The organism is Proteus vulgaris, from assembly GCF_016647575.1.
In the GTDB taxonomy this organism is placed as follows: Bacteria; Pseudomonadota; Gammaproteobacteria; order Enterobacterales; family Enterobacteriaceae; genus Proteus; species Proteus mirabilis_B.
Genome location: NZ_CP032663.1, coordinates 1,531,456 through 1,552,656 on the forward strand (window position 1 = coordinate 1,531,456; position 21,201 = coordinate 1,552,656).

Below are 21,201 nucleotides of genomic sequence, written 5' to 3' on the forward strand. Positions count from 1 at the left end.
TAACTAAATGTAATAGGGTAAGCATTGCTAATGGATATTCGTACATTGCGCTATTTTGTTGAGGTTGTTCAATTAAATGGTTTTAGTCGAGCCGCTGATGCGCTATTTATCACTCAACCTGCGATTAGTCGTAGTATTAAAAAATTAGAAGATGAGTTAGGTGTTACTTTATTAGTGAGAGAAGTTGATGGTGTCAGACTAACGGATGATGGTGCAATACTGTTTGAGCATGCAGAACAGATACTTGCGCAATTTAATAATATGAATAAAGCATTACAGGATAAGTCTGGACCATTAACAGGGATATTAAATGTTGGATTACCTCCTGTAATAGCCTCGACGTATTTTGCTGATATTATTATGGCATTCAGCTCTCTTCATCCTCAGGTTGAACTAAAAATATTTGAACTAGGCACTAAGCAAATGGCTGATGCCATGAGAGAAGGAAGAGTTGAAACGGCCGCGGTTGTATTGCCTTTTAATGAAGATACTTTTGAATTAACACCTTTTTCAGAAGAAAGCTTAATGCTATTAATGTCGCCATCCCATCCTTTGGCTACAAAAAAGGAAGTTCATTTTAACGAGTTGATTAATGAGCCTTTTATTTTCTTTTCTGAAGATTTTCGTATCAATGATTTAATTTATAGTGCATGTGGTATTTACAATACAACACCTATTATTGCAGGGCGTAGTAACCATTTAGATTTAATTATTGCAATGGTAAAAGCAGGTGTAGGAGTAACGCTTCTACCTAACAGCATGTGCAATAAAAATCCCATTGATGATTTAGTTGTTGTTCCTGTGGTAGAGCCTACGTTGTCATATCAAATAGCACTAGCAAATAATAAAAATAGCTATAAAAGTCGTAGTTGCCAAGCGTGGGAACAACTAGCAAGAGAAAAGCTAATAATAGAATAAAATATTAAAATGAGGCTTATTTATATTCTATTTGAGAAATAAATATCGAAATTATCTTTAAATAATAAAATGATTAAAAATAAATAAATGTTATTTTTTAAGAAATGCGGATAGCTGTATAAAAGTAGTTACATAAATGATAAGTTTATATTTTGCACATAGTCTTATGAGTAATAATAAAAATGGGCAAATAAAAGATTAATCAGACATGACAGGAATAGGATAGGGAAAATGAATGAGAGTAATAGTTCTGTAAATCAACATTTTATTCGAAAACTTGAAGGTATTGTTGGTAAAAAGCAGGTACTAACACAAGCACATAAAACAGAACGTTATCGTAAAGGTTTTCGTTCAGGACAAGGTAAGGCATTAGCCGTTGTCTTTCCCGCTAATTTATTAGAACAATGGCGAGTTTTTAAAACCTGTGTTGAAGCCGATAAAATTATTATTATGCAAGCGGCGAATACTGGATTAACAGAAGGCTCGACACCTAATGGTGATGATTATGATAGAGATATCGTGATTATTAGTACATTACGTCAAGATAAAATACAGGTTCTCTCAGAGCATAATCAAGTTATCGCTTTTCCTGGCAGTACGTTATGGCATTTAGAAAAAGTATTAAAGCCATTAGGTCGTGAGCCTCATTCTGTTATTGGATCATCTTGTATTGGTGCATCGGTAATAGGGGGAATTTGTAATAACTCAGGTGGTGCTTTAGTTCGTCGTGGACCTGCTTATACCGAATTATCACTTTATGCTCGTGTTAATGAAAAAGGGGAAGCTGAATTAGTTAACCACTTAGGTATTGATTTAGGCGAAACGCCAGAAGAAATATTAACTAATTTGGATAATCGTCATTATCATGAGAAACAGATCCAAACGACAGAAAAATTAGCTTCTGATCATGAATATCATGAGCGTATACGTGATGTTGATGCTAATACACCCTCTCGTTTTAATAATGATGAACGCCGTTTATATGAAGCCGCCGGAAGCGCAGGAAAATTATCTGTATTTGCGGTGAGACTAGATACTTTCCCCGCAGATCATCGCACTCAGGTTTTTTATATTGGTACTAATAATCCGGACGAGCTTGAAGATATTCGTCGTCATATTTTAAGTCATTTTAAAAAGCTACCTGTTGCTGGGGAATATATGCACAGAAGCTATTATAAAATGGCTGAAGTGTATGGAAAAGATACGTTCCTGGTAATTGATAAATTAGGCACAGATAAAATGCCAATATTATTTGCCGTAAAAGGGCGAGTAGATGCGGTATTAAATAAAGTGCCTTTTTTACCTAAAAACATGGTAGATAGAACCATGCAATTTATGAGCAAACTATGGCCTGCTCATTTACCAGAGCGTATGACAGATTTTCGTGATAAATATGAACATCATCTTATGTTAAGAATGGCAGATGGTGGCATTGAAGAAGCTGCCACTTATTTAAAAGAATACTTTAAAACAGCATCAGGCGATTATTTTGAATGTACTGAAGAAGAAGGAAATAAAGCCTTCTTGCATCGTTTTGCCGCCGCAGGTGCTGCTGTGCGTTATCATGCCGTTCATATTAATGATGTAGAAGATGTGTTGCCATTAGATATTGCATTGCGCCGTAATGACAAAGACTGGTTTGAAAAATTACCACCTGAAATAGAGAGTAAATTACTTTATAAACTCTATTGTGGGCATTTTATGTGTCATGTTATGCACCAAGATTACATTATTAAAAAAGGCGTTGATGCTAAGGCATTAAAAGCAGAAATGCTGGCATTATTAGATCAACGTGGAGCAGAATATCCCGCAGAGCATAATGTGGGTCATATGTATTATGCTAAGCCTCAATTAAAAGCATTCTATAAACATAACGATCCAACCAATAGTATGAACCCAGGTATTGGTAAAACCTCAAAATTAAAATATTGGGGTGAAGAGTGTGGTTGTGGACGTACTCATCATGATGCGAATGCAGAGAATAAAGAATAATAGTTTTCTATCGCGTTTATTAAATTAAAATAAAAGGCAGGATAGAACCTGCCTTTTATTTTATCAATTAACTCGCAATCTCTTGAGCATATAAATAAAGCTCTTGTAGCTGTTTTAATTTTTCCTCGTTATCGGCGTGCTCTTCAGCTAATAACTGAATGGTATTAATATACTCGGTTAGTTTTTCTGGCGTTAACATCTCTTTTCTATGCGCCAACCAACGTTGTTGTTCATCATAATTAAGCGTTGAAGGGTAATTTCTTGCGCGATAACGGAAAAACAGAGGTTCCATTCTCGCATCCTCAAACGTTAAATCTAAAGCCGGTAAATTCTGAGGTTGTGTTGAGCGAATGATCTCCATCGCACTACGATCATTTTCACTGAAAAAACCATTATAAATTTGTGAATCAACATTATCGGATACAGCAAAAGGCGTTTGTTGAGCAAATATTTCCACGACTTTATTACGTATTTCAGGATGAGAAAACAAGATCGCTTGGTTTTTTAAACAAGCATCAACATCTAAACCAATTCTATCGGCATCTTGCTGTCTCAATGTATTTTGCGGTGCCACAATTGGGCATTTATTAATATGCAGTAATTTAATTGGAACTGGTGGCTCATCAACTGACAATTCACTACGTGGTGTATATAAACGCTCACGTAATTGATCTGAATCGAGAGTTAATAAAGGAGATATATCTGCGGCTAAGTCACAAACAATAACCGCATTACGATTATCAGGATGCCATGCTAATGGGGCAACAAGACTTAAATTAGAACGCGCGGCACCAAACATACCTGAAACATGCACAATCGGTGTCATTGAGGGAATATCAATTAGCGCCTGCACTTTGCGTTTATCACGTAAATTAAAGAAATAATCAAACATACGTGGTTGAGCTTGCTTTAATTTTTTTGCCATCGCAATAGTGGCATAAACATCAGACATTGCATCATGGGCATTTTCATGAGAAATGCCATTGGCTTTGGTTAATAACTCTAAACGGAAACTTGGAAAGCCGTCTTCATTTTCAGGCCAAACAATACCTTCAGGGCGCAGCGCATAACAGGCACGTAAAACATCAAGTAAATCCCAACGCGAATTTCCTTTTTGCCAGCTATAAGCATAAGGATCATAAAAATTACGATAAAGGATATTACGAGTGACTTCATCATCAAAACGAAGGTTGTTATAACCCATAATACAACTATTAGGTTGGCTGAAAGCTTGATGAATTTGACGAGTAAATTCAGCTTCAATGACCCCATTTTTTGCCGCAATCTGTGGTGTTATTCCCGTGATCATCACGGCTTCTGGATGAGGTAGATAATCATCATTAGGTTTGCAATAAATAACGAGAGGATCTTCAATAATATTGAAATCCATATCAGTTCTTATACCTGCAAATTGAGCTGGGCGATCTAAGGCTGGGTTAGTGCCAAAGGTTTCGTAGTCATGGACATAAAATGTGGGCGTTTTCGCTGAATTAGACAAGGTTTCCTACCGTAAATTTATTGATGATTTTTTAAATCATTACTCAATGAGTTGTATTGGGTTTAATTAAGACTATGGTAAACCATAACGCGGTAAACGTGAAATGTCAGATCAAAGCACACTTATGTAGTGTTTAATATAGGGTGTCGCAGTAAGGATAAGTAGGAGTGTACCGCCACTAATATTGATTACTTTTTTCATGGTAACAATATTAATTTTTTGAGATGACAATAGAATAAAACCACAGCAAGCAATCAACCAGATGCTCATCATTAAAATATGAATAGAAGATAAGGCAAGATAATTAACTAATGTTGGTGTTGCCCCGGCATAGCTGGAAACAACCACGAGGTATAACATAATTGCTTTAGGGTTAAGCACATTAGCAATATAAGCGGTTTTAATAGAGGCTTTTTGATGAATAATAGTAGTGTTTTTAGCCGCTTTTAATCCTGAGTATATCAGTGAAATTCCAAGATAAATTAGATACAAGTTACCAAGGATGGTTAACACCATAAAAGCAGAAGGGGACGAAACTAAGAGTTTGGTTATTCCCAATCCTACCAAAATCCCGTGAGTAATAATGCCTAATGCGGTGCCTACAATCGTGATTAATAACCCTTTTACACCATAGGTCAGGGTGTTATCTAAAGCAATTGTAAAACTTGCACCCGGAGAGATAATGATAGGCAGTAAGGTAATAATAAAACCCAGTATATCCATAGTATTATCTTAGCTATTAGTCCTTATACTCTTTTAATCTTCGTCGAAAAATTGCATACCAGAGTAGGGATGTTGACGACAAGCTTTTAAGCGACTTTTTAAATCACCCACATGGACTTCAAGCTTATGATGGTCAGGATCGTAAAAATAGAATGAATCACCTTCGCTTTTATTTTCTTTCCATGCAGTAATGCCATAAGACAGAAGATGTTGTTTAAAGGTTTCAAAATTATTTGCAGATAAACTGAAAGCATAATGGGTGTAATCACTGTCTTCAGTAATATGGCGTTTATCGTGAGATAAACATAACCATAAGGAGCCCAGTTGTAGGTAAGCGCCGTTATCCCATAAAGCAAAAGGCTTAAAACCTAATATCTCAGTATAAAAGGCAAAGCTTTTATTCACATTATTGACTGCGAGTGTTAGGTGGTTTAAATCAGTTAGCATGGCTTTAAGTGAATGATGAAAGATACAGCTATTTTAGCAAAGGAAACTAACTGAAATGGATTATATGATACCTATTTGTGCTTTTTACTGTGAATCATGGTAATAAAAGATAAAAGTAGATCTAGAACACATAACTCAAATTGTTAACGTTAACTTATGTGCTTTATATCACAATAAAGCGATAAAATTGTTTGTTAACTTAAAAGTTAACGTTAACATTTAAGGGTGGAATGACTTTAATAAGGCGCTTAACCAATGAATAAAGACTCAAAAAAATACTATGCGATCTTAAGTGCGCTGTTATTTTTCTTCTTTTTTACCTGGTCTTCATCATTTTCATTAGTTTCTATTTGGTTAAATCAGTATGTAGGATTAAAAGCGACTGATACTGGATTAATATTCTCTGCAATTTCTCTGATTGCGTTATGTGCTCAACCTTTATATGGCTTTATTCAAGATAAATTAGGGTTAAGAAAGAATTTGTTATTAGTGATCGCAGTATTACTTATTCTTTCTGGGCCATTTTTTCTAGGTTTCGCATCAATACTACGTTGGAATATTTTTGTTGGCTCCATTTTAGGGGGCTTATATGTTGGTATGACATTTAATGCGGGTATTGGCGTATTAGAGTCATATACAGAGCGTGTTAGTCGTATTCGTGGCTTTGAATACGGTAGGGCGAGAATGTGGGGATCGTTAGGTTGGGCATCAGCAACATTTATTGCTGGACACAATATAAATATCGATCCTAATTACAATTTTGTGATGGCTTCTATTTCTGGTGTTGTGTTCTTAATTCTTTTAGCACTATTAAAAACCGATAAATCAGATGCATTTAATCAATTAGAGCATGGAAAAACATCAGCGATTACCCTCAAAGACGCACTGAATTTACTTTCATTACCTCGTTTTTGGGCACTTATTCTATTTGTTATTGGCACCTGTATTTATGGCGTTTATGACCAACAGTTTCCAGTCTTTTTCTCATCACAATTTGCGACCTTACAGCAGGGGAATGAGATGTACGGATATCTGAATTCATTGCAGGTATTCTTAGAAGCTGGTGGTATGTTTATCGCACCTTTCCTTGTAAATAGAATAGGTGCTAAAAATGGTTTATTACTAGCAAGCAGTGTTATGGCTGCACGTATTATTGGCTCAGGATTAGTTGAAGGGCCTGTTTTGATCTCTTGTATGAAGTTATTACATGCTGTTGAGTTACCGATTTTATTGATTTCAATTTTTAAATATAACAGTCAACACTTTGATAAACGTTTATCTTCAACACTTTATTTAGTCGGTTTCCAATGTGTGAGTTCTATTGTTGCAACATTATTATCTCCATTAGCTGGTTATGGTTATGATCATTATGGTTTTGCACCAACCTATATGGTGATGGGATGTATGGTGATAGGAACAACACTTCTTTCTGCTATGTTTTTACGTTCAGATGCGAAAGCATTATTACCACTTGATGGTCTACAACATGAAGATCAAAACAAAGCACAACCTATTTAATCGCTCATTAATTTATCTTTTGTAGTGTCGATTTTGGCTACCAGTGAAAATGTGTAGCCATTTTTTTATCATTAATTAAGTGAACATTTACGGGTTAAAGAATGTTGACTATATTTATTAATGCATATCATCCTAATCAATTGTTAATTAAGCAAAATCAATTAAATTTGTAAACTTTGCTTGTTTATTGACACGATTAAGCGATAATCTTAAACAGAACTATTTATCTTAAATATCAATTGTAAAGGTGTAGGAAATGGATAACGCAAACAAGCCGTCTTTCCAAAACGTACTGGAGTTTGTGCGTATGTATCGTCGTAAGAACAAAATCCGTCGTGAGATCACTGACAATGAGAAAAAGATCCGTGATAACCAAAAACGTGTTCTTTTGTTAGACAACTTAAGTGAATATATTAAACCAGGTATGTCGATTGAAGATGTACTGGGCATTATTGCTAATATGCGCAGTGACTATGACGATCGTGTTGACGATTACATTATTAAAAATGCCGATCTGTCTAAAGAGCGCCGTGAATTATCTAAGCAGTTAAAAGCGATGGGTGAAATTAAAAACCTGCCTGATCTAAAAGACTGATTGTTTCGCTAAGAAATTAAATGCCTCTGAATTGAATATTCAGGGGCTTTTTTTTATCTTATTTTTGGCTTTATAAATACGCAGTTAATTGGTTAGCAGTTACCAAAAAAAGAACCCACTAAAAAGTGGGTTCTCAATTTAGAAGTATTATCAAGATATTCTTAATAACACCTGATTATCAGCTTTGGCTTTCAGCTTTCGTCATTTCTGAAGAAGCGTGGTTAGTAGAACAATGTCCACCGGCACCTGAGCGGCCTTTCTTATCAAAAGCAGGGCGTGCTTCCCATGCTTTGATTTCAATTGCCTCAGGCGTTTCATCAGCGGCTGGCGCTTTTGTCATTGGTGAACTTGCATGTAGTTGGCGTGCAACTACAACAGGCTCTTGACGAATAACGACTTCAGTTGGTTTGCTCTCTGTTACTGCTTCAACTTCCACAACAGGGGCTGCGTTTTCTGCTGGCTGATTTTCAACGATAGCTTCAACGACAGCTTCAACGACAGGGGCTGCAACAGTTTCAACAACAACTTCTTTGTGTTGTTCAACAGTTTCTTCAGTTGCAACTACTGTTTCAACAGGTTGAGGTTCAAGTGTTGACGTTTCACTTTCTACTGCTACAACCGTATCTTGTGCAACTTCTTCTGGCGCGATATTTGTTTCAGTTTGTTGTGAAGTTTCATGCATGTAAGCTTCAGTGGTATTCAATACCGCTGAAATATTCTCTTTACGAGTAACATGCTCTTCTGTATTCACTTCATTGATTACATCACTGATAACGTCAGCTTCAACAGGCACAGTTTGTGGCTCTACTGCAACAATTTCAGCGACAGCTTCTGTGGTTGATTCAGTGCTAACTGTGACAGAATAAGTTGATTCAGTGGTTTCTGTCTGTGCAATATCAGCAACAATAGCTTCTGAAACCGCTGGTGCAATAGCTACCATTTGCGGATCTTTATGAGTAATAATGTGGTTTCCAACAGAAACATCACTGTTGTTTTCGGCATTATTCTCAATAAACGGTGCATCACTTACTGGTGTGATTGGGTAGCGAATAAAGACTTTACCTGAAGCCAGTTCAGGAGAAGCAACCGCCATTGCCAGAGGCATTGGTGATACTGTTAAGGTGCGCTCATCACGATAACGACGGCGACGTTGACCACTTACACGTAAATGACGAGGTGAACGGCGAGAACGACGTGGCATAACATTATCTTGCCCGTTATTATCTTCGTTTTTATTGTCATCTTGTGATTTAGTTGCATCAGGTAATGCTTTTACAACTTGAGCTTCATTTGCTTCAACTTTCGCAACAGCGACTGCTTTAGGTGCTGGTTTTTCAGTTGGGGCAACTTTAGTTTGCGTAGTTGCAACAGGTGGTTCAGAAACCGCTTTTTCGGTCGTAACAGGTACAACGGCTAATGCATTATCGTTGTCTGTAACACGTACAGATTGTGTTAATTGACGACGATTACGGCGTTGCATAGCAGGGCGACGAGGTTCTTCTTTCTTCTCATCAGCACTATCTTTTGCAACTGCATCATTTTCAGAAAGAGCCGCTTGAGCTTTAGCTGCTTCTTGTTGCTGTTGACGTTTTTCTTCTTGACGACGACGTTGTTCAGCACGTTGTTCACGACGCTGTTGGCGACGGGCTTCGCGTTCTGCAATCTCTTGTTCACTACTAACTTCAGTTGTTGGAGTCGTTTGTGGTTTTTGATTGCGATTCTTGCGATTGTCTTCGCTATTTGCGTTGTCACGATTACGATCGTTATCACGGTCACGGCGATTATTATTGTTACGTCGATTATTGTTATTGCGACGATCACGACGGTTGTCGTTATTCTCTTTCTTGTTTTCCTGTGGTTTTTCTTGTGTTACCGCAGGCTCTGGTTCACTACCAAATAAGTTAGAGAAGAATTTTGCAATAGAAGCAAAGAAACCAGCACCTTGAGCTTGTTCTGTTGTAGCAGGTTTAGCTTGAGGTTGAGGTGCCTTTTTGTTTTTTACTGTTTCAGCAACAGGTTCTTCTTGTAACCCAAAGGCTGAAATAGCAGGTTGTTCAGGCGCTTTACGCTCTGTAACAACATCGTCTTCAGCTTCATTTAACTGGCTTTCATGGAATTGCGCTAAGTTGTAGCTCAGAGAGGTGATCTCTTCGCCTTTACGTACACGAATAACAGAGAAATGAGGGGTTTGCATTTGGTCATTAGGAACAATAACCACTTTGACATTAGATTGACGTAACTCGATGTCAGTCACTGCTTTACGTTTTTCGTTAAGCAAATAAGAGGCGATTTGAACAGGGACAATCGCATGCACTTCATGAGTATTCTCTTTAAGTGCTTCTTCTTCGATAAGACGTAACACAGAAAGTGACAGTGATTCATTGTCACGAATAGTACCGGTGCCTAAGCAACGCGGGCAAACGTGATGGCTAGATTCACCTAATGAAGGGCTTAAACGTTGGCGAGACATCTCTAATAAACCAAAACGAGAGATACGTCCAATTTGAATGCGAGCACGATCTTGGCGAACAGCTTCACGCATTCTGTTTTCAACTTCACGTTGATGGCGCACAGGCGTCATGTCGATAAAGTCGATAACAATTAAACCACCCAAGTCACGTAAACGTAATTGGCGTGCAATTTCGTCAGCCGCTTCTAAGTTAGTATTAAATGCAGTTTCTTCGATATCACCACCGCGGGTTGAGCGTGAGGAGTTGATATCAATCGCTGTTAATGCTTCAGTTGTATCAATAACTAAAGCGCCACCAGAAGGAAGGCGAACTTCACGCTGAAACGCAGATTCAATCTGTGATTCAATCTGGTAATGGCTAAATAGAGGAACGGCGCCAGTGTAATGGCGAATTTTGCTAGCAAAATCACCACGGCCAATCGCTTCAATATGGCTACGTGCCATTTCAACGACTTTTGCATTATCAATTAAGATTTCACCAATATCAGGACGTAAGTAGTCGCGGAATGCGCGAACGATTACGTTACTTTCCTGATGGATTAAGAAGGGTGCAGGGCGATTCTCTGCCGCTTTCTTAATAGCATCCCAGTGTCTTAGACGATAACTTAAGTCTTGTTGCAGTGCTTCAGCAGATTTACCAACACCGGCTGTACGTACAATCAGACCCATGCCATCTGGGATTTCTAGGCTTGATAAAGCTTCTTTAAGTTCAGTACGATCTTCACCTTCAATACGGCGAGAAATACCACCTGCACGAGGATTATTTGGCATTAATACCAAATAACTTCCGGCAAGGCTGATAAAAGTGGTTAACGCTGCACCTTTATTACCACGCTCTTCTTTATCAACTTGAACAATAACTTCCTGGCCTTCTTTTAAGACATCTTTGATGTTAGGACGACCATGGGAGTGATAATTACTAGGAAAGTATTCGCGGGCTATTTCTTTAATAGGAAGGAAACCGTGGCGTTCCGCACCATAATCAACAAAAGCGGCTTCTAAGCTGGGTTCAATTCGAGTGATTTTACCTTTATAGATATTCGCTTTTTTCTGTTCATGACCGGGGCTTTCGATATCCAGATCGTACAAACGTTGCCCATCGACAAGGGCAACACGCAACTCTTCCTGCTGAGTTGCGTTAATTAACATTCTTTTCATATTGTGACTTACTCGTTATTTTCACGTTTTATAATGTGCCACTAACATACGTAATTACACTATTGATAACCGATGACCTCGTGTCTTTTACAAATGCGTCAACCTCACGGTTGTCGATTGTATAGAGGTGCAATATGTCGGTGAGTCTGATTTTTAGTTCAAAAATTCAGCACTCTTTAATTGAACACAATGTTTCAACTCAATAAGCGATGTATTTGTGGCATACTAAATTGTTTGATTTTCGACTATGTCTTACGCCATTGCTGCATTTTGAAAATCAAACAAACAAAATTTTCATAAATATACCTGATAAACATAATCAGGAGAGTCTGCATTATTCCATTGGTGTTAGGGTTATAGCAAGATGACTTTTCTGCTTTGGTGACTTTTTCTGTATAAATATGAGAGATTAGCTAATGTTTCGTCTTTTTCCCATTATTCAGGTTAAAATAGACGACAGAATTGATGTTATTTTGTGCACCATAAAGTTGTTTGTAATTTTTATTTTAAGAGAGCCAAAGAATCGCCACTATGAAATCATTTAATCAAGTTCAGTTCGTCACCATTGATGGCGATGAAGCAGGCCAGCGTATCGATAATTTTTTACTGGCACGCTTGAAAGGTGTACCAAAAAGTATGATTTACCGAATTATCCGAAAAGGAGAAGTTCGAGTTAACAAAGGGCGAATTAAACCTGAATACAAAATCAATGCGGGCGACAGCATTCGTATTCCTCCTGTGCGGGTATCGGAAAAAGAAGAGATCGCTGTATCACCAAAACTTGATAAAGTCTCGGCATTGGCAGATTGTATTTTATATGAAGATGACCACTTAATGCTCATCAATAAACCCTCAGGAACCGCAGTGCATGGGGGAAGTGGGTTAAGCTTTGGTGTAATTGAAGGTTTACGCGCTTTGCGTCCAGAAGCACGTTTTTTAGAGCTTGTACATCGTCTTGATAGAGATACATCGGGTGTTTTATTAATTGCAAAGAAACGTTCAGCGTTGCGTGCGTTGCATGAGCAATTGCGCTTAAAACAGATGCAAAAAGATTATTTAGCCTTAGTGCGTGGTCAGTGGCAATCTCATACTAAAGTTGTTCAGGCTCCGTTATTGAAAAATATTCTTCAAAGTGGTGAACGTGTGGTTAAAGTGAGTAATGAGGGAAAACCTTCAGAGACTCGTTTTAAGGTTGAAGAGCGTTTTGAATTTGCCACACTTGTGAAAGCAAGCCCTGTGACAGGAAGAACACACCAAATTCGTGTGCATACATTACATGCAGGTCATCCTATTGCATTTGATGATCGCTATGGTGATCGTGACTTTGATGCTCAATTGGTAGGAACAAAACTTAAGCGTCTATTTTTACATGCAAGTTCTTTGACATTTACTCATCCTTCAACGGGTGAACAAATGCGAATTGAAGCACCAATGGATAATCAGTTACGCCATTGTTTACAAGTATTACGTAGTCAAAAATCTTAAGTCTGAAATTTTCATTTCAACAGAAAATCCGAATATCCAATGCGCCCAGTTAGCTGGGCGTATTGTTTTTCTTAAATCACAAAGAAAGTGAATAGAAAATAGGACTAACCTTCCACTTTTGTCATGCATTGCTCAACAATTTTATCAATATCCCACTCTTTAGGCAGTGATTTTGAACCGTTTTTGCGCATTTCCATATCTACACGGATAAATTCTGTTATTCCGTAATTTTTAATAATGTTGTCGTAAGTGCATTCACACACTTCGGCAATTTGAGGAATTAGCGCATCATCAGTAATACCAGAGCCTAATATGCAACTACTGACAAAGTTCTTTTTAAATAAGGATGTATTGTCCTCTTTTTTGTCTGAAATTACACTGTCTTGGATAGTATTTGCGGTGGTAGTTGTTTTCGTTGTTGAAATTTCAGTATCTTTTTCATCAGAACAACCCACTAATGCTGTTGCCACCACTAAAGCTGTTAAGACTGATGCTAATTTATTCATAATACGCTTTATCGCTACATAAGATTAAAAAATAAGATGATCAGATTTATTTTTGATCATCAGAGAAAAATAATGGGTTTATTCTTTGCGAGAGTAACATTTTATTCAATCGGATAAGTGGTAAACCAATTAAAGAATTTGGATCATCACCAACAAGTTTATCAAATAGAGTAATACCTAGTCCCTCAGATTTAAAACTTCCTGCGCAATTGAAAGGCATTTCTTTATTTAAATAACTGATAATTTCTTCATCAGTTAAATGACGAAAGTAAACTTGAAATAATTCACAATGCGTTTGATGTTCTAAAGTTAGGCTATTATATACAGTTAATCCGGTGTAGAACGAGATACATTGCCCTGAAGCTTGTTTTAATTGTGCGAAGGCATTATCAAAATTATGGGGTTTCCCTGTGATCTTTTTATTAAGCACACAAACTTGATCAGAACCAATTATAAGATGATGTGGAAATTTTACTTGTAAAGCGCTGGCTTTTTCATAGGATAAGCGACTGACAAGATCTTGAGCACACTCTGTGGGCATCGGGGTTTCGTCAATCTCTGGAGATGCCTGTATAAAGGGCATTCCAAGCTTTTTCAGCAACTGAGCTCGAAAGGGTGAAGTAGACGCAAGAACGAGTGGCAACATATTTTTTTTAAAATCCGTAGCAAAATGATGCCTGACATTCTAAACTATGCGCCGCTGATAAAGCGAATTTTGGTGGAAAGGTGTAGATAACCCGCCTTTTTCTTTGACTATATTCCATTACAAAGATAATATGCGCGCCTTATGCAAAAGGTAAAATTACCCCTGACCATTGATGCGCTGCGAGCAGCTCAAAAGAATTTAGACTATGACGGTCATTATTCTCCAGAGCAAGTAAGCCGCTTAGCTGAATCGGTGGTCAGTGTGGACAGTAATATTGATGTGGCTTTATCATTTGATATTGACCATCAACGTCTTGCCGTGATTAAAGGACATTCCGATGTGGATGTGACTTTAGAATGTCAGCGTTGTGGTGGCCATTTTCCGTATCATGTTCACGCAACATATTGTTTTAGCCCTGTTGTCAGTGATGAACGGGCCGAGGCATTACCGGAAGAATATGAACCAGTCGATGTAAACGAATTTGGTGAAATAGATTTGCTGGCGATGATTGAAGATGAAATAATCCTCAACTTGCCGGTAGTTCCGGTACATGATTTTGAACACTGTGAAGTGTCCGACGCGGATATGGTGTTTGGTGAACTCCCTGAAGAATTATCAGAGAAACCAAATCCATTTGCCGTATTAGCCAGTTTAAAGAAAAGTACTAAGGAGTAAGGTCAATGGCCGTACAACAAAACAAACCAACTCGTTCTAAACGTGGTATGCGTCGCTCTCATGACGCGCTGACAGTAACTCAGGTTTCTGTTGACAAAACTTCTGGTGAAACTCACCTGCGTCACCATGTAACTGCTGACGGTTACTACCGTGGCCGCAAGGTTATCAACAAGTAATTAGCTTTATAGCTCGTTGATACCTTGACAAATCTAACCATAGCGTTAGATGCGATGGGCGGGGACTTCGGTCCTCGCATCACAGTGCCTGCTTGTTTGCGGGCGCTGGCATCTAATCCTCATTTAAAAATATTGCTGGTAGGTCAACCAGACTCTATCTCTCCTCTGCTTGCAAATCAAAATGCTGAGCTAATCTCCCGTTTACAAGTTATACCCGCAGAACATATTGTCGCCAATGATGCCAAACCTTCACAAGCTATTAGAGCAAGTAAAGGCACATCAATGCGAGTGGCACTTGATCTCGTGAAAACAGGGGAAGCACAGGCTTGTGTAAGTGCAGGGAATACTGGCGTATTGATGGGATTAGCAAAACTTCGACTTAATGCTATTGATGGAATTGAACGTCCTGCACTGGTTTCAGTATTACCTAATCAGAAAAAAGGTAAGACGGTTGTTCTGGATTTAGGCGCTAACGTTAATTGTGATAGCAAAATGCTGGTACAGTTTGCGGTAATGGGCGCAGTTATGGCCGAAGAGATAGCAGGGATTGATTCACCGAAAGTGGCGCTTTTAAATATTGGTGAAGAAGAGAGTAAAGGATTAGATAATATCCGCGAAGCTGCTACGGTATTAAAATCGACACCGAATATTAATTATATTGGTTATGTTGAAGGTAATGAATTACTGACAGGCAAAACTGATGTTTTGGTGTGTGACGGCTTCGCAGGTAATGTCTCCCTTAAAACGATGGAAGGGGTTATCAGAGTTTTCCTTTCATTGATTAAATCTTCTACTACCGAAAACAAAAAAACGTCGTGGTGGATGAAAATATTGAAGAAGTGGTTACAAAAACGGCTAATTAAGCGTTTTGGACATATGAACCCCGACCAGTATAACGGTGCTTCTCTGTTAGGATTACGCGGTATCGTCATTAAAAGCCATGGTGGCGCAAATGAAAGCGCGTTTACAGCAGCAATAGAACAGGCTGTTCATGCCGTTGAGCGAAAAATTCCAGAGCGAATTGCTTCACGACTGACAACAGTATTACCCAAGAGCGATTGATAGAATGTATACAAAAATCTTAGGTACTGGTAGTTACTTGCCTGTACAAGTGCGAACTAATGCCGATTTAGAAAAAATGGTTGAAACATCTGACGAGTGGATTGTTACCAGAACGGGTATTCATGAACGTCGAATTGCAGCGGAAGAAGAAACTGTTGCCGTGATGGGTGCGGGTGCTGGCGAAAAAGCATTAGAAATGTCAGGTATTGATAAGCAAGACATTGGATTGATTATTGTTGCAACTACATCTGGCTCACACGCATTCCCAAGTGCGGCTTGCCAAATTCAAAATGCATTAGGTATTAATGACTGTATTGCTTTTGATGTTGCGGCTGCATGTTCAGGTTTTGTTTATGCATTAAGTATTGCGGATCAATTTATTAAAGCAGGTTCTGTTAAAAAAGCACTGGTTATTGGTGCTGACAGATTATCTCACGCTTTAGATCCTGAAGATCGTGGCACGATTATTCTATTTGGTGATGCAGCAGGTGCTGTGGTTGTTGGTGCATCAGAAGAAGAAGGCATTATCTCTACCCATTTACATTCTGATGGACGTTTTGGTGATCTATTAGCATTACCTTATCAGAGTAGAGAAAATGACGATTTACCTGCTTACGTTACTATGGCAGGAAATGAAGTATTTAAAGTCGCAGTTCGTGAACTTGCCCACATTGTGGATGAGACACTTGAAGCTAACAAAATTGATAAATCTGAACTGGACTGGCTTGTGCCTCATCAGGCAAATTTAAGAATTATTTCAGCGACAGCGAAAAAGCTGGATATGACAATGGATAAAGTAGTGGTGACATTAGATCGCCATGGCAATACGTCAGCAGCATCAGTCCCAACAGCATTAGATGAGGCTGTAAGAGATAATCGCATTCAACGTGGTCAGTTAATCTTACTCGAAGCGTTTGGTGGCGGTTTTACTTGGGGTTCTGCACTTATCCGTTTTTAATATTATCAGGAAAATAAACATGACTGATTTTGCAATGGTTTTTCCCGGACAGGGATCACAAGCTGTTGGAATGCTTGCAGAACTTGCAGAGCAATATCCAATCGTGACTGAAACATTTGCTCAAGCATCTGATGTATTGGGTTATTCTCTTTGGGACTTAGTTCAAAATGGCCCAGAAGAAGAGCTAAACAAAACCTGGAAAACACAGCCAGCATTATTAGCAGCTTCTGTTGCTATCTGGCGTGTATGGCAAGAAAAACAAGGCAAAATGCCACAAATGATGGCAGGTCACAGTCTTGGCGAGTATTCTGCTTTAGTGTGTGCAGGTGTTATTGATTTCGCTGCTGCAATTAAACTAGTAGAATTACGCGGTAAACTGATGCAAGAAGCCGTACCTGCGGGTACTGGTGCAATGTATGCGATTATCGGTTTAGATAATGATGCTATTGCAAAAGCCTGTGAAGAAGCAGCACAAGGACAAGTTGTCTCGCCTGTGAACTTTAACTCACCGGGTCAAGTTGTTATTGCGGGTAACAAAGAAGCCGTAGAACGTGCTGGTGTGTTATGTAAAGAAGCAGGTGCTAAACGTGCTTTACCATTAGCGGTAAGTGTGCCTTCTCACTGTGCTTTAATGAAACCGGCTGCTGATAAGCTTGCGGTTGCATTACAAGAAATTGAATTTAAACAACCTGAAATTCAGGTCGTTAATAACGTTGATGTGATAGCGCAAACTGATGCAAATGCAATCCGTGATGCGTTAGTTCGCCAGCTTTATAATCCAGTTCGCTGGACTGAAACGGTTGAACTTATTGCTGAAAAAGGCATCACACAACTATTAGAAATCGGGCCAGGAAAAGTATTAACTGGCTTAACAAAACGTATTTCTAAAGAAATGAACGCTGCAGCAGTTAATGATATTGCGTCATTAGATGTTGCATTAGGAAATGACTGAGGGATCTCATGGGATTTGACGGAAAAATAGCGCTAGTTACTGGTGCAAGCCGTGGTATTGGCCGTGCGATTGCAGAAGATTTAGTTGCACGCGGTGCGACAGTAATTGGTACAGCAACGAGTGAAAACGGTGCGCAAGCTATCAGCGAATATTTAGACGGTAAGGGTAAGGGTTTTGTGTTAAACGTCACAGAAAACGACTCTATCGAAAAATTTTTAGCAGATGTGCGTGCTGAATTTGGCGAAATTGATATTTTGGTCAATAATGCAGGTATTACTCGTGATAACCTGTTGATGCGCATGAAAGATGATGAGTGGCAAGATATCATTGACACTAATCTTTCATCAGTCTTCCGTCTGTCTAAAGCAGTTATGCGTGCTATGATGAAAAAACGTCATGGTCGTATAATTACCATTGGTTCTGTTGTTGGAACCATGGGTAACGCAGGACAGGCAAACTACGCGGCGGCAAAAGCGGGTGTGATTGGTTTTAGTAAATCATTAGCACGCGAAGTTGCTTCCCGTGGCATTACGGTGAATGTTGTTGCTCCTGGCTTTATCGAAACTGATATGACTAGAGCATTAACAGATGACCAAAGAGCAGGTATTTTATCTCAAGTTCCTGCTAACCGTTTAGGTGATGCCAAAGAGATTGCCAGTGCTGTAGCTTTCTTAGCTTCTGATGAAGCAAGCTATATCACGGGTGAAACATTGCATGTCAATGGTGGCATGTACATGATCTAATTATGGGGACGTCTTTATATTTGCTTTTTGCGTACAATATAATGCAAAATATAGCGAATAAAGTAGTCCACACAGTCGGGATTGGTTAGATCTTTTCCTGTATTTATAAACTAAGAAAATCATCGCGCAAGCGAGTTTTGATAGGAAATTTAATAGTATGAGCACTATCGACGAACGCGTTAAGAAAATCATTGTTGAACAACTGGGTGTTAAAGAGGAAGAAGTTGTAAATTCAGCTTCATTTGTTGATGACTTAGGCGCTGATTCTCTTGACACAGTTGAGCTGGTAATGGCTCTGGAAGAAGAATTCGATATCGAAATCCCAGACGAAGAAGCAGAAAAAATTACTACAGTTCAAGCTGCTATTGATTACGTTGAAAACGCAGGCAAATAAGCTTGCTAATCTAGGCGGTCACTCGACCGCCTATATTTTTAATCCTAAACTTTTTCCCTCCTTGGAGGATAAGCGTGTCTAAGCGTCGTGTAGTTGTGACCGGACTAGGCATGTTATCTCCTGTCGGTAATAACGCAGAAGCTTCTTGGGAAGCGGTGTGTGCCGGACAGAGTGGTATCGGCCTTATCGAAGATTTTGACACCAGTCATCATGCGACTAAATTCGCTGGATTGGTAAAAGATTTCAATCACGAAGATTATAATCTTTCGCGTAAAGACGCGCGTAAGATGGATCTTTTCATTCAATATGGTATTGCAGCAGGTGTGCAGGCCATTGCGGATTCAGGTCTTGAAGTAACAGAAGCCAATGCAAGTCGTATCGGAGCTGCTATTGGTTCTGGTATTGGTGGCTTAGGCCTTATCGAAGAAAACCATACATCTATGATGAATGGTGGCCCTCGTAAAATTAGCCCATTCTTTGTACCTTCAACCATCATTAACATGGTTGCAGGGCATTTAAGCATTATGTATGGTCTTCGTGGCCCTACAATCTCTATCGCAACAGCGTGTACTTCAGGTGTTCATAATATTGGACATGCTGCACGTATTATCGCTTATGGTGATGCAGATGCAATGCTGGCAGGCGGTGCCGAAAAAGCAACCACACCATTAGGTCTGGGTGGCTTTGGTGCTGTTCGTGCATTATCAACACGTAACGATAATCCTCAAGCGGCTAGCCGTCCTTGGGATAAAGAGCGTGATGGTTTTGTATTGGGTGATGGTGCGGGTGTTCTTGTTCTTGAAGAGTACGAACACGCTAAAAACCGTGGCGCTAAAATTTATGCTGAAGTGGTTGGTTTTGGTATGAGCAGCGATGCTTACCACATGACTTCACCAGCAGAAAATGGCGAAGGCGGTGCGCTGGCGATGACAAATGCACTGAAAGATGCAGGTATTGCCTCATCAGACGTGGGTTATATCAACGCACACGGCACATCAACAAATGCAGGCGACGTTGCTGAAGCACAAGCGGTAGAAAACGTATTTGGTAAAGGCACTGATGTATTAGTTAGCTCAACAAAATCTATGACAGGTCACTTATTAGGTGCTGCGGGTGCAATTGAGTCTATCTTTACTATCCTTTCACTGCGTGATCAAATCGTACCTCCAACAATTAACCTAGATAATCAAGACGAAAATTGTCATCTTGATTTTGTTCCACATAAAGCACGTAAAGTTGAGAACATGGAATATGCTCTGTGTAACTCATTCGGCTTTGGTGGTACTAATGGTTCAATTCTCTTTAAACGCGTATAAGCCGTTTTTTGTAGAAAGTTGAAAAATACCTAAAGGCCCAGGATTATTCTGGGTCTTTTATTTTATCCTTTTACTGCTAGTTGTTTTATCATGTGCAGATTGATATCAATAACATAGATGTAAGGTGTGTTAGATGTATTGGGTAAATGGACAACAGCAACAAAATGTAGATGCCAGTGATCGAGCAGTACAGTTTGGGGATGGCTGTTTCACAACACTTGCTGTTGATCAGGGTGACCCCATTTTATTATCTGCACACATAAATCGCTTAAAACAAGGTTGTAACGCGCTTTTTTTACCGCATCCTAATTGGTCTGAACTTAAAAAGCAGATCATTGATGTCGCTTCTCTGGCTCAAACAAAAAGTGTTATTAAGATTATTATTAGTCGTGGTTATGGTGGACGAGGATATTCCCCCAATGGATTTATAACACCGACGGTAATAATCTCACTATCCTCTTATCCTACCCATTATCTCCACCAGCAAAGTGAAGGTGTATCGCTTGGTATTAGCCCCGTTACCTTAGGGCAAAACCCTTTGCTGGCAGGTATTAAACATCTCAATCGTCTAGAACAAGTCCTTATAAAATATCATTTAGAAAAAACAGAATTTGATGATGTTTTAGTGTGTGATAATGAAGGATATTTAGTTGAAGCTAATGCAGCGAATCTTTTTTGGCGCAAAGGAAATAGGCTTTTTACACCAGATCTGACTAATTCAGGGGTAAATGGCATTATGCGTCAATCCATTTTTCAATTAGCTCAAAAAAATCATTGGAAAATTGATATTGTGAGAGAAAAGCCCGAAACACTTTATCAGGCTGATGAAATATGGTTAACAAATGCGTTGATGCCAGTGATCCCCGTTTCACAAATCACTTTTTCAGATGATAAGTGCTATCAATATCCTAGTAGAGATTATTATCATGTTGTTTTACAACACAGTTTGTCACTTAAATAGAATTTAAT

Annotated in this window: 20 protein-coding genes; 14 read left to right on the forward strand and 6 right to left on the reverse strand. The window is 38.9% G+C overall.

What is annotated here, in order from left to right:
* Positions 1–30: 30 nt before the first annotated feature.
* Both D7029_RS06985 and dld read left to right on the forward strand, forming a co-directional pair.
* Positions 31–918 (forward strand): LysR family transcriptional regulator, encoded by an 888-nt coding sequence (locus D7029_RS06985; RefSeq protein ID WP_194952230.1) that lies wholly within the window; start codon positions 31–33, stop codon positions 916–918.
* Between the two features lie 231 nt (positions 919–1,149).
* Positions 1,150–2,910 (forward strand): D-lactate dehydrogenase, encoded by a 1,761-nt coding sequence (gene dld, locus D7029_RS06990; protein ID WP_194952231.1) that lies wholly within the window; start codon positions 1,150–1,152, stop codon positions 2,908–2,910.
* 67 nt (positions 2,911–2,977) lie between these two features.
* Here the strand turns inward: dld and sbcB are convergent, their stop codons facing one another.
* From sbcB to D7029_RS07005, 3 genes are all read right to left on the reverse strand, one after another.
* Positions 2,978–4,408, reverse strand: coding sequence for an exodeoxyribonuclease I (sbcB, locus tag D7029_RS06995; RefSeq protein WP_194952232.1), 1,431 nt, complete (start codon positions 4,406–4,408; stop codon positions 2,978–2,980).
* 111 nt (positions 4,409–4,519) lie between these two features.
* Positions 4,520–5,131 carry a LysE family translocator gene (locus D7029_RS07000; RefSeq protein ID WP_194952233.1) on the reverse strand — a complete coding sequence of 204 codons (612 nt, stop codon included), beginning with the start codon at positions 5,129–5,131 and terminating at the stop codon, positions 4,520–4,522.
* Positions 5,132–5,164: 33 nt separating this feature from the next.
* Positions 5,165–5,578, reverse strand: a complete 414-nt coding sequence (locus D7029_RS07005) for a VOC family protein (protein WP_194952234.1) — start codon at positions 5,576–5,578, stop codon at positions 5,165–5,167.
* Between the two features lie 255 nt (positions 5,579–5,833).
* Between D7029_RS07005 and D7029_RS07010 the strand changes: the two genes are divergently transcribed.
* Both D7029_RS07010 and tmaR read left to right on the forward strand, forming a co-directional pair.
* Positions 5,834–7,096, forward strand: coding sequence for an MFS transporter (locus tag D7029_RS07010; protein ID WP_194952235.1), 1,263 nt, complete (start codon positions 5,834–5,836; stop codon positions 7,094–7,096).
* A 256-nt stretch (positions 7,097–7,352) separates the two neighbouring features.
* Positions 7,353–7,691 (forward strand): PTS system regulator TmaR, encoded by a 339-nt coding sequence (gene tmaR, locus D7029_RS07015; RefSeq protein WP_036937771.1) that lies wholly within the window; start codon positions 7,353–7,355, stop codon positions 7,689–7,691.
* A gap of 178 nt (positions 7,692–7,869) precedes the next feature.
* On the opposite strand, the gene rne is transcribed toward tmaR, so the two are convergent.
* Complete coding sequence (rne, locus tag D7029_RS07020; RefSeq protein WP_194952236.1) at positions 7,870–11,319, reverse strand: ribonuclease E; 3,450 nt, start codon at positions 11,317–11,319, stop codon at positions 7,870–7,872.
* Positions 11,320–11,850: 531 nt separating this feature from the next.
* Between rne and rluC the strand changes: the two genes are divergently transcribed.
* A complete protein-coding gene (rluC, locus tag D7029_RS07025; RefSeq protein ID WP_088493196.1) occupies positions 11,851–12,804 on the forward strand; it encodes a 23S rRNA pseudouridine(955/2504/2580) synthase RluC in 954 nt (317 codons plus the stop codon).
* Between the two features lie 104 nt (positions 12,805–12,908).
* Here the strand turns inward: rluC and D7029_RS07030 are convergent, their stop codons facing one another.
* Complete coding sequence (locus tag D7029_RS07030) at positions 12,909–13,310, reverse strand: hypothetical protein (protein WP_088493195.1); 402 nt, start codon at positions 13,308–13,310, stop codon at positions 12,909–12,911.
* Positions 13,311–13,356: 46 nt separating this feature from the next.
* Entirely contained in the window at positions 13,357–13,956 is a 600-nt protein-coding gene (locus D7029_RS07035; RefSeq protein WP_088493194.1) for a Maf family protein, read from the reverse strand.
* A 141-nt stretch (positions 13,957–14,097) separates the two neighbouring features.
* On the opposite strand from D7029_RS07035, the gene yceD reads away from it, so the two are divergent.
* The 9 genes from yceD to pabC all read left to right on the forward strand — a co-directional run bounded on the left by yceD (position 14,098) and on the right by pabC (position 21,193).
* The gene (gene yceD / locus D7029_RS07040; RefSeq protein WP_036937758.1) at positions 14,098–14,631 is read left to right on the forward strand and encodes a 23S rRNA accumulation protein YceD; all 534 of its coding nucleotides are present in this window, start codon (positions 14,098–14,100) and stop codon (positions 14,629–14,631) included.
* A gap of 5 nt (positions 14,632–14,636) precedes the next feature.
* Positions 14,637–14,807, forward strand: a complete 171-nt coding sequence (gene rpmF / locus D7029_RS07045; RefSeq protein ID WP_006537252.1) for a 50S ribosomal protein L32 — start codon at positions 14,637–14,639, stop codon at positions 14,805–14,807.
* Positions 14,808–14,831: 24 nt separating this feature from the next.
* The gene (plsX, locus tag D7029_RS07050; RefSeq protein WP_194952237.1) at positions 14,832–15,869 is read left to right on the forward strand and encodes a phosphate acyltransferase PlsX; all 1,038 of its coding nucleotides are present in this window, start codon (positions 14,832–14,834) and stop codon (positions 15,867–15,869) included.
* A gap of 4 nt (positions 15,870–15,873) precedes the next feature.
* Positions 15,874–16,827 (forward strand): beta-ketoacyl-ACP synthase III, encoded by a 954-nt coding sequence (locus tag D7029_RS07055; RefSeq protein ID WP_088493192.1) that lies wholly within the window; start codon positions 15,874–15,876, stop codon positions 16,825–16,827.
* A 19-nt stretch (positions 16,828–16,846) separates the two neighbouring features.
* Complete coding sequence (gene fabD, locus D7029_RS07060) at positions 16,847–17,779, forward strand: ACP S-malonyltransferase (RefSeq protein WP_088493191.1); 933 nt, start codon at positions 16,847–16,849, stop codon at positions 17,777–17,779.
* An 8-nt stretch (positions 17,780–17,787) separates the two neighbouring features.
* The gene (gene fabG, locus D7029_RS07065) at positions 17,788–18,522 is read left to right on the forward strand and encodes a 3-oxoacyl-ACP reductase FabG (protein WP_088493190.1); all 735 of its coding nucleotides are present in this window, start codon (positions 17,788–17,790) and stop codon (positions 18,520–18,522) included.
* 157 nt (positions 18,523–18,679) lie between these two features.
* On the forward strand, positions 18,680–18,916 hold the full coding sequence (gene acpP / locus D7029_RS07070) for an acyl carrier protein (protein ID WP_004247087.1): 237 nt from the start codon (positions 18,680–18,682) through the stop codon (positions 18,914–18,916).
* A gap of 74 nt (positions 18,917–18,990) precedes the next feature.
* On the forward strand, positions 18,991–20,232 hold the full coding sequence (gene fabF / locus D7029_RS07075; RefSeq protein WP_088493189.1) for a beta-ketoacyl-ACP synthase II: 1,242 nt from the start codon (positions 18,991–18,993) through the stop codon (positions 20,230–20,232).
* 133 nt (positions 20,233–20,365) lie between these two features.
* Positions 20,366–21,193, forward strand: a complete 828-nt coding sequence (gene pabC / locus D7029_RS07080) for an aminodeoxychorismate lyase (RefSeq protein ID WP_194952238.1) — start codon at positions 20,366–20,368, stop codon at positions 21,191–21,193.
* Positions 21,194–21,201 lie beyond the last annotated feature (8 nt).

Excerpts from the sequence above, each read along its gene's own strand:
- D7029_RS06985 (WP_194952230.1), top strand. The coding sequence starts at position 31 with ATGGATATTCGTACATTGCGCTATTTTGTTGAGGTTGTTCAATTAAAT.
- fabG (WP_088493190.1), top strand. The coding sequence starts at position 17,788 with ATGGGATTTGACGGAAAAATAGCGCTAGTTACTGGTGCAAGCCGTGGT.
- D7029_RS07055 (WP_088493192.1), top strand. The coding sequence starts at position 15,874 with ATGTATACAAAAATCTTAGGTACTGGTAGTTACTTGCCTGTACAAGTG.
- rluC (WP_088493196.1), top strand. The coding sequence starts at position 11,851 with ATGAAATCATTTAATCAAGTTCAGTTCGTCACCATTGATGGCGATGAA.
- rpmF (WP_006537252.1), top strand. The coding sequence starts at position 14,637 with ATGGCCGTACAACAAAACAAACCAACTCGTTCTAAACGTGGTATGCGT.
- pabC (WP_194952238.1), top strand. The coding sequence starts at position 20,366 with ATGTATTGGGTAAATGGACAACAGCAACAAAATGTAGATGCCAGTGAT.
- D7029_RS07000 (WP_194952233.1), bottom strand. The coding sequence starts at position 5,131 with ATGGATATACTGGGTTTTATTATTACCTTACTGCCTATCATTATCTCT.
- dld (WP_194952231.1), top strand. The coding sequence starts at position 1,150 with ATGAATGAGAGTAATAGTTCTGTAAATCAACATTTTATTCGAAAACTT.
- yceD (WP_036937758.1), top strand. The coding sequence starts at position 14,098 with ATGCAAAAGGTAAAATTACCCCTGACCATTGATGCGCTGCGAGCAGCT.
- fabD (WP_088493191.1), top strand. The coding sequence starts at position 16,847 with ATGACTGATTTTGCAATGGTTTTTCCCGGACAGGGATCACAAGCTGTT.
- D7029_RS07010 (WP_194952235.1), top strand. The coding sequence starts at position 5,834 with ATGAATAAAGACTCAAAAAAATACTATGCGATCTTAAGTGCGCTGTTA.
- acpP (WP_004247087.1), top strand. The coding sequence starts at position 18,680 with ATGAGCACTATCGACGAACGCGTTAAGAAAATCATTGTTGAACAACTG.
- tmaR (WP_036937771.1), top strand. The coding sequence starts at position 7,353 with ATGGATAACGCAAACAAGCCGTCTTTCCAAAACGTACTGGAGTTTGTG.
- D7029_RS07035 (WP_088493194.1), bottom strand. The coding sequence starts at position 13,956 with ATGTTGCCACTCGTTCTTGCGTCTACTTCACCCTTTCGAGCTCAGTTG.
- D7029_RS07030 (WP_088493195.1), bottom strand. The coding sequence starts at position 13,310 with ATGAATAAATTAGCATCAGTCTTAACAGCTTTAGTGGTGGCAACAGCA.
- D7029_RS07005 (WP_194952234.1), bottom strand. The coding sequence starts at position 5,578 with ATGCTAACTGATTTAAACCACCTAACACTCGCAGTCAATAATGTGAAT.
- rne (WP_194952236.1), bottom strand. The coding sequence starts at position 11,319 with ATGAAAAGAATGTTAATTAACGCAACTCAGCAGGAAGAGTTGCGTGTT.